Annotated in this window: 8 protein-coding genes and 1 pseudogene; all 9 read left to right on the top strand. The window is 42.8% G+C overall.

The genetic code is table 11. The features are described 5' to 3' along the window. Positions 1–276 (top strand): annotated as a pseudogene (locus tag WC615_RS21730) (3-deoxy-D-manno-octulosonic acid transferase); the annotation flags it as partial. A gap of 162 nt (positions 277–438) precedes the next feature. After that, on the top strand, positions 439–1,257 hold the full coding sequence (locus WC615_RS21725) for an alpha/beta fold hydrolase (protein ID WP_372980149.1): 819 nt from the start codon (positions 439–441) through the stop codon (positions 1,255–1,257). Beyond that, entirely contained in the window at positions 1,254–1,877 is a 624-nt protein-coding gene (locus WC615_RS21720; protein WP_372980148.1) for a lysophospholipid acyltransferase family protein, read from the top strand. The genes WC615_RS21725 and WC615_RS21720 overlap by 4 nt, the downstream gene beginning before the upstream one ends. A 2-nt stretch (positions 1,878–1,879) precedes the next feature. After that, positions 1,880–2,497 (top strand): lysophospholipid acyltransferase family protein, encoded by a 618-nt coding sequence (locus WC615_RS21715; RefSeq protein WP_372980147.1) that lies wholly within the window; start codon positions 1,880–1,882, stop codon positions 2,495–2,497. Positions 2,498–2,499: 2 nt separating this feature from the next. Continuing rightward, the gene (locus tag WC615_RS21710; protein ID WP_372980146.1) at positions 2,500–3,588 is read left to right on the top strand and encodes a glycosyltransferase family 2 protein; all 1,089 of its coding nucleotides are present in this window, start codon (positions 2,500–2,502) and stop codon (positions 3,586–3,588) included. After that, positions 3,567–4,223, top strand: coding sequence for a carotenoid biosynthesis protein (locus tag WC615_RS21705; RefSeq protein WP_372980145.1), 657 nt, complete (start codon positions 3,567–3,569; stop codon positions 4,221–4,223). Before WC615_RS21710 ends, WC615_RS21705 begins: the two co-directional genes overlap by 22 nt. Positions 4,224–4,615: 392 nt before the next feature. Continuing rightward, positions 4,616–5,467, top strand: a complete 852-nt coding sequence (locus WC615_RS21700; RefSeq protein WP_372980144.1) for a 4-hydroxy-3-methylbut-2-enyl diphosphate reductase — start codon at positions 4,616–4,618, stop codon at positions 5,465–5,467. A gap of 29 nt (positions 5,468–5,496) precedes the next feature. Continuing rightward, positions 5,497–6,171 carry a fatty acid desaturase gene (locus WC615_RS21695; protein ID WP_372980143.1) on the top strand — a complete coding sequence of 225 codons (675 nt, stop codon included), beginning with the start codon at positions 5,497–5,499 and terminating at the stop codon, positions 6,169–6,171. Between the two features lie 113 nt (positions 6,172–6,284). Then, positions 6,285–7,298: a ferrochelatase gene (gene hemH, locus WC615_RS21690; protein ID WP_372980142.1), complete on the top strand. Its 1,014-nt coding sequence runs from the start codon at positions 6,285–6,287 to the stop codon at positions 7,296–7,298. Positions 7,299–7,582 lie beyond the last annotated feature (284 nt).

Raw genomic sequence — 7,582 nt, 5'->3', positions numbered from 1 at the left:
TTTGGCGCGGGTATCCATAATACATTGGAGGCAGCTGCTTTTGGTATGCCGGTGATTTTTGGCCCTAAGTATGATAAGTTTAAAGAAGCCCGCGACCTGGTAGAATTAAAGGCCGGGTTTAGTATTGGCAGCCAGGAAGAGTTGAACACTGTTGCAGGCTTATTGATGAATGATGAAACTACCCGTGATAATGCTGCTGCAATTACCAAAGACTATGTGAAACAGCATGTTGGAGCTACCAATGCGATAATAAATTATATTAAAGAGCGGCATTAGTTTTTTTAACCACAAATAATGCAGAGAAAAACCATAGAATGCACAAAGAAAAATCTCAATGAACTCTGTGAACCCTTTGTGTCCTCTGTGGTTAAATAACCGACGTTAAATAACCAACAACCAAAACCCAAACTAACCTAACATTTTCTTAATATTGCCACCATGGGCTTTTTGGACATCCACGGCTTAGGTAAGGCACACTATCATGAATACGGTGTTGGCAGCAAACCCATGCTGGCCTTCCACGGTTATGGCATGACGGGAAGGCAATTTCACGTGCTCGAAAAATCCGTCCTGCAGCAATACCACGTTTACGGCTTCGATCATTTTTTTCACGGAGAAAGCAAATTAAATGGGTGGGAGGAGCAGCAAATACTCGCCGGTATGCCCCGGGCAATGGTGCGCGAATATGTGGAGGAATGGTTTAAACTGCATGGCAGGCAGCGTTTCTCGGTAATGGGTTATTCCATTGGTGCCAACATCGCGCTGATACTGGTTGAGGAATATGCCGACCTGATAGACGAGGTAATACTAATGGCGCCCGATGGCCTTTCGGTTTATAAAGGCTTTGAGATATTGCTGCACAAACCCTGGGGGCGGTATATGTTTAAAACGGTTACCAAAAGCAAATGGCTGGCACCAACCATGCTCAAAAACCTGAAAAAGGTAAAATTTATTGATGAGAGCCTGTACCAGATAGCCTATAATGAAATTGATACCGAACAAAAACGGCAGGATGTTTATTATACCCTAAACCTCATCCGTTTGTTAAAACCCGATACCGTTAAAATAGCCGCATTGATCAATCAGCACCACATAAAATGCAGGTTGATATTTGGCAGGCACGATAATTTGTTCCCGATGAAAGCCGCTTTGCCTTTTATTGGTGGTATTGAAAACGCCGAAGTGCACGAAGTAGCGATGGGGCATTGGCTGGTTACCAAACAATTGGATGAGTATTTAGTAAATTTACAGCGATGATACCCGCCCGCAGAATAAAACTTTTTAGTAACTGGTTTGCCATATACATGCGTTACCGCATGCGCCGGGCCTTTAACCGGCTGGTGGTAACGCCATTCACCCCAAAACCGGGGCATTCAGTATTGCTGCTTTGTAACCACTTTAGCTGGTGGGATGGGCTTTGGGGCAATTACCTGGCTTACTGGCACCTTAACAGGCACCTGTATATTATGATGCAGGAAGACCACCTGCAAAAGCGGATGCTGTTAAATCTTTTTGGCGGCTTCTCTATCAACCGGTCATCGCGCGAGATGATCAAATCGTTGCAATACGCGGCTGGCTTGCTGAATAACCCCGAGAACCTGGTGGTGGTTTTCCCGCAGGGCGAACTGATATCAAACCACACTACCGAAATTAATGTAGAGAAAGGCATTGAGCGCCTTATTAAAAATATAAAAGGCCCCTGCCAGATAGTTTACAATTGCGCACTGATAGATTATTTTGAAAGCCTTAAACCATCCGTATTTTTTCATTTATACGATTGCGGCGTAGCCGGCGAGGTGACTTTTGATGCACTGATTACCAGAATAAATGCCTTTCACCAGCACGCGTTAAAGGCGCAAATAGATGTGGAGCATTAAGTATGATATATCCGCAGAAAAATAAACTTATCAACTGGTTCTTTCACAATTACATCCTGCGGATTGTTAAAGCCAACTTTCAGCAGGTGAGGTTTGATGAAGTAGAAGTGGATAAAAATAAGTCGGTGCTTTTACTGGCCAATCACTTTAGCTGGTGGGATGGTTTCCTGATGTATTATATTAACCACCGGATTTTAAAAAAGCGCTTTCATGTAATGGTAATTGAGGAAACCGTACAAAAGGTTTCTTTTTTTAAATATGTGGGTGCGTTCTCGGTAAGTAAAAACTCACGGGATATGCTGGCTTCGTTAAATTATGCCGTTGAATTATTGAACGATCCGGAAAATATGGTGCTGATATTCCCGCAGGGGAAACTATATTCTAATTTTACTAATGAGGTAAATTTTGAAAAAGGGCTATCAAAAATAATGCCGGCAGCAACAGGGGAATTCCAAACCGTAATGGCAGCAACATTTATTGAGAACCTGCAATATAAAAAGCCAACAGCGAACGTTTATTTAAAGGCCATTAACGAAATGAATAACATGGAAGAAGCACAAAAATTATATCAGCAACATTACGATAGTGCCAAACAACAGCAAAACAAAATAACCGTATAAAAGTGATCACAGCCCTTTTAGTAACCTTTATTTTTTTAATACTGCGCTTTACGGTTACGCTGTTCAATTTTTTATCGAACCCTAAATTGCCGCGTATAGGCAAACATTATGAGGATAAGGTATCGATCCTTATTCCCGCCCGTAACGAGGCTGATGATATTCTTACTTTGCTGCAATCAATAGCTCAACAAAATTATCAGAACTACGAAGTAATAGTATTGGATGATAACTCATCCGACAATACCTTCGCGCTTTGCGAAGAATTTGCCCGATCGCACAAAAACTTTAAAGCCATAAAAGGGGAGGTTTTACCTGCCGGTTGGCTCGGTAAAAACTTTGCCTGCTATCAACTGGCCCAACAAGCCACGGGTAATTATTTTTTGTTTTTAGATGCTGATGAAAAAATAGGGGACAGGTTAATAAATAGCGCTATCCACCGCATGAACCTGCGGGGGTTAAGCCTGCTGAGTTTGTTTACCAACCAAACCATGTTAACCACCGGCGAAAATATGGTAGTGCCCTTGATGCACTATATATTATTGAACTTGCTACCCTTGCGGCTGGTTTACCTGGTTAAAAGCGCTGCCGTTGCCGCAGCCAGCGGGCAGTTTATGCTATTTAATGCCGAAGATTACAATAACTACCAGTGGCACCAACAGGCCAAAAATAAAGTGGTGGAGGATGTAGAGATCATGAAAATTGTAAAAGCATCCAAACTAAACGGTGAGGCATTGCTGGCCAATGGCATGATCAGTTGCAGAATGTATAAGGGGTATAACGAGGCCGTTAATGGGTTTGGCAAGAATTTTTTAGCAGCATTTAATTATAATGTATTTGGCTTTTTAATTTATCTGCTGCTTATCATCGGTGGCCCGGTGGTAGTGGTCATGACCATGAATCCAAATTTCATCGCGATGATGGCCGGGCTTATTATGTTAAGCCGTATTATGATTTCGTTAACAGCGGGGCAAAATGCATGGCTTAACTTACTTTTGCATCCAATACAAATGCTGAGCCTGTTGCTCATCGGTATTACATCAATACAAAAATATCTTACCAAAACCACCGTATGGAAAGGCCGAAAGATCTGAGCATTTCACCACGTATAGCCATCATTATTATTATACTGTTCCATGTGGTTGGCCTGGTTGGCTTATCAGTGCCAGTTACAAGAGCGTTGTTCTTACAAATAGTTCCGTTCCATTTACTATTGATGCTGGGGGTAGTTACATTCGGCCATCATAAACTCAACAGTAGTTTTGGCATATTCATGCTTATTGTATTTTGGCTGGGTTTTATGGCCGAATGGGTGGGAGTGCATAAAGGCTGGTTATTTGGTAGTTATGCTTACGATGAAACGCTTGGCGTTAAACTATCCGGCATCCCGCTAATGATAGGGGTGAACTGGTTTTTGCTGATCTACGCTACCGGTGTTACCTTGCAGCGAAGCAGACTCAGGAATACCTTTTTCAGAATTATTGCAGGTGCCATATTACTGGTTTTGCTTGATGTTTTAATAGAACCTGTTGCTATCAGGTTTAATTACTGGCATTGGAACACCGGCAATATCCCGTTGAAAAATTATGTATGCTGGTTTTTGGTGAGTGCCATAATGCTGTATATTTTTGAACTGTTTAACTTTAAAAAGCAAAGTATTGCCGCTTTGGTGTTGTTAATAACAGAGTTTGTGTTTTTTGGGTTATTGAATTTGGTGATGGCGCTTTAATTATAACAACCGTCATTGCGAGCGTAGCGTGGACAACCGACCGAAGGGAGCTCATTAATTCCTTAAAGAAAAATTAAACACATTAATAATCCTCGATATGCGTTTCACCGACTTTTCTATCGAAGAATGCTTCGTACCTCGCAATAACGCCGGGGAAAATGGAAAATCCGCGTTAGGGATTGAAGCGGATACCGGCCATGTGGTTAAGGCCTGTGCGAGTATGAGCGGAAAGCCCGGCCGCAGGCAACGCCCTGGTTAAAAAAGACCACGGAAAAAAGACCAAAAAATAAATTGCGCCCTTTAGAGAAAAAATCAACTAACATTCAACACAAAAACCTCATCAAACCTTTTTACATTCAGCTTAACAATTTAATACGTAAATTTGTACCACAATGGGTAATTATCAGCTACAAGTTACTATAGATCAGGATTCGGGCTTTTGCTTTGGGGTGGTTTATGCCATTGATATGGCCGAAGAGATACTGGCCGAAGATGGTTACCTGTATTGCCTTGGCGATATTGTACACAACGATGAAGAGGTTGAACGGCTTAAAGCACAGGGCCTGCGTATTATTGAGCATGCCGAGCTGGCAAACCTGCGTAACGAGAAAGTACTGATCCGTGCGCATGGTGAAGCCCCCGAAACCTACAAAATAGCTTTAGAGAATAATATTACGCTGATAGATGCATCGTGCCCGGTGGTTTTAAAACTACAAAACCGCATCAAAACATCGTACGATAATAAAGAGAAGATACTAATATTTGGTAAACACGGCCATGCCGAGGTGGTTGGCCTACAAGGACAAACCAATGGTGATGCCCTGGTTTTTCAGGATATTGCAGAGCTGGATGATGCCGAGCTGCCCCCAAGCTTTACGCTGTACAGCCAAACCACCAAAAGCATGGAGAAGTTTTACAACGTAAAAGAGCAATTGCTTTCGCGCGGTTATGAGGTTAAGGCCAACGATACTATTTGCCGCCAGGTAAGCAACCGTGATAAAGATTTGCCGGCCTTTGTTGTAAATTTCAACAAAATAGTGTTTGTGTCCGGTAAAAAATCATCAAACGGAAAAGTGCTTTACGAGGTTTGCCGCAAGCATAACCCCGATACCTATTTTGTATCATCTATATCTGAACTGGATAAAAGTATGTTTAACCCAGGCGATAAAATTGGCATTGCAGGCGCTACATCAACCCCTATGTGGCTGATGCAGCAGGTAAAGGCCGAATTGGAAAGCTATTAACAGCACGCTATTTGCTGTATAAAAATATCTTGCAAAAATCACCTTCATATACCGGTCTTTTAATTGCCTTACTGGTTATTGGCAGTTGGGTTACATCAACTATATTGCTGATGCAATGGCGGGTTAATTTTACCAATCCGCTACTGTACCTGTTTGTTTTGGTGCAGATGCACCTGTACACCGGTCTGTTCATCACCGCGCACGATGCCATGCATGGCACCATCGCCCCCAATAAAAATATTAATGATGGTATTGGATTTATCTGTACGTTCTTTTATGCCTCGTTCTGGTACCCAAAACTATATACCAAGCACCACCAGCACCATAACCACGTACATACCAATGCCGACCCGGATTACCACAACGGCGGCTTTTTTAGCTGGTATGTAAGGTTTATACGTAATTACCTGTCCATTTGGCAAATTGTGGTGATGGCTATATTGTTTAACGTATTCAAGATCCGGATCCCGCAGCCTAATCTTTTACTGTTTTGGGTAGCACCATCATTACTAAGTACGTTACAATTGTTTTATTTCGGTACGTATTTGCCTCACAAGGGCGAACACGATAATAAGCACCAGTCGCGCAGTTTTAGGCGCAACCATTTTCTGGCATTTTTTAGCTGCTACTTTTTTGGGTACCATTACGAACATCATGATGCACCGTGGGTACCCTGGTGGAAATTGTGGGCTGTGAAAAAATAGCCGACTCGTCATTGCAATAACGTGCGGTTAATAACGCATCATCATTTTGCAATAATGACTGCCGTCACAATTGGTTAGGGTGTTTTTTATTACATTTGCACCTCTTATAAATTATGGCAAAAAAGGGAGTTTTACTGGTAAACTTAGGTACACCGGATAGTCCGTCGACAGCGGATGTACGTAAGTATTTAAACGAATTTTTGATGGACGGGCGCGTTATTGACATTAACGCCGCTTTGCGTACTGTTTTGGTAAAAGGGGTTATAGTGCCTTTTAGGGCACCAAAATCTGCAAAGCTTTACCAGGCCATCTGGGATAAAGAAACCGGTTCGCCATTAATGCATTATAGCTTACTACAACAGGCAGCTTTACAGCAGCGCCTTGGCGATGGTTACATGGTTGAGCTGGCCATGCGTTACCAAAGCCCATCTATCGAATCGGCCTTACAGCGTTTAAAAGATGCTTTGGTAAGCGAGATCCAGGTGATCCCTCTGTTTCCGCAATATGCATCGGCAAGTACCGGTTCGGTGCAGGAAAAGGTGATGGACCTGATAAAAGATTGGCAAACCATCCCCACTATCTCATTCCTTAACTCGTTTCATGATAACGAATTGATGATAGAGACCTTTGCCGATAACGCGCAGAAGTATAACCCCGATAGCTACGATCATATCCTGTTCAGCTTTCATGGGTTGCCGCAGCGACAACTAAAAAAATGCGATCATACCCACAGCTACTGCCTGCAGGTTGATGGTTGCTGCAGTACCTTAAATGATACCAACAAATTGTGCTACTCGGCACAATCGCACGATACCGCACGACTGATAGCAAATAAGATGAACCTCCCGAAAGAGAAGTTTACCGTTTGTTTTCAATCGCGCCTGGGCAGCGACCCATGGGTGCAGCCTTATACCAGCGAGATAGTTGCCCAATTGGCAAAAGAAGGTAAAAAACGCCTGTTGGTGTTTTGCCCGGCCTTTGTAGCCGATTGCCTGGAAACTGTTTACGAAGTAACAACCGAATATGGCGACGAGTTTAAAGCCCTTGGTGGCGAACACGTTCAATTGGTAGAGAGCCTGAATGATTCACCGAAATGGATTGAGGCGCTGGAGAAAATGATTAATTAAGAACCAGAATTGCGAGAGAAAAACGCCAACCTTGCTTGTCATTTCGAACGAGGTACGAGGAGAAATCTTGTTCAACCGATAAGTTGCGAACTTGCATGATGAACAATGTTTCTCGTCGCCCCAATACACAAGTCCCACTTCTGTTCTTTCGAAATGACAAGGTTTATAAAAGAGGGTGACGGTTAATTTATTACACCGCTCACTATCTTCGCCGATAGCAAACAAAGTGGGATGCCTCCACCGGGATGCACACTTCCCCCGCAAAAATATAAACCCTCTACTTT

It is taken from the genome of Mucilaginibacter sp. (genome assembly GCF_041663085.1).
GTDB lineage: Bacteria > Bacteroidota > Bacteroidia > Sphingobacteriales > Sphingobacteriaceae > Mucilaginibacter.
Note: the sequence above shows the minus strand (reverse complement) of the source record. Positions and strands in the feature narration are given on the sequence as shown.

Coding starts and splice junctions, on each gene's coding strand:
- hemH (WP_372980142.1), top strand. CDS start 6,285: ATGGCAAAAAAGGGAGTTTTACTGGTAAACTTAGGTACACCGGATAGT.
- WC615_RS21720 (WP_372980148.1), top strand. CDS start 1,254: ATGATACCCGCCCGCAGAATAAAACTTTTTAGTAACTGGTTTGCCATA.
- WC615_RS21705 (WP_372980145.1), top strand. CDS start 3,567: ATGGAAAGGCCGAAAGATCTGAGCATTTCACCACGTATAGCCATCATT.
- WC615_RS21715 (WP_372980147.1), top strand. CDS start 1,880: ATGATATATCCGCAGAAAAATAAACTTATCAACTGGTTCTTTCACAAT.
- WC615_RS21700 (WP_372980144.1), top strand. CDS start 4,616: ATGGGTAATTATCAGCTACAAGTTACTATAGATCAGGATTCGGGCTTT.
- WC615_RS21725 (WP_372980149.1), top strand. CDS start 439: ATGGGCTTTTTGGACATCCACGGCTTAGGTAAGGCACACTATCATGAA.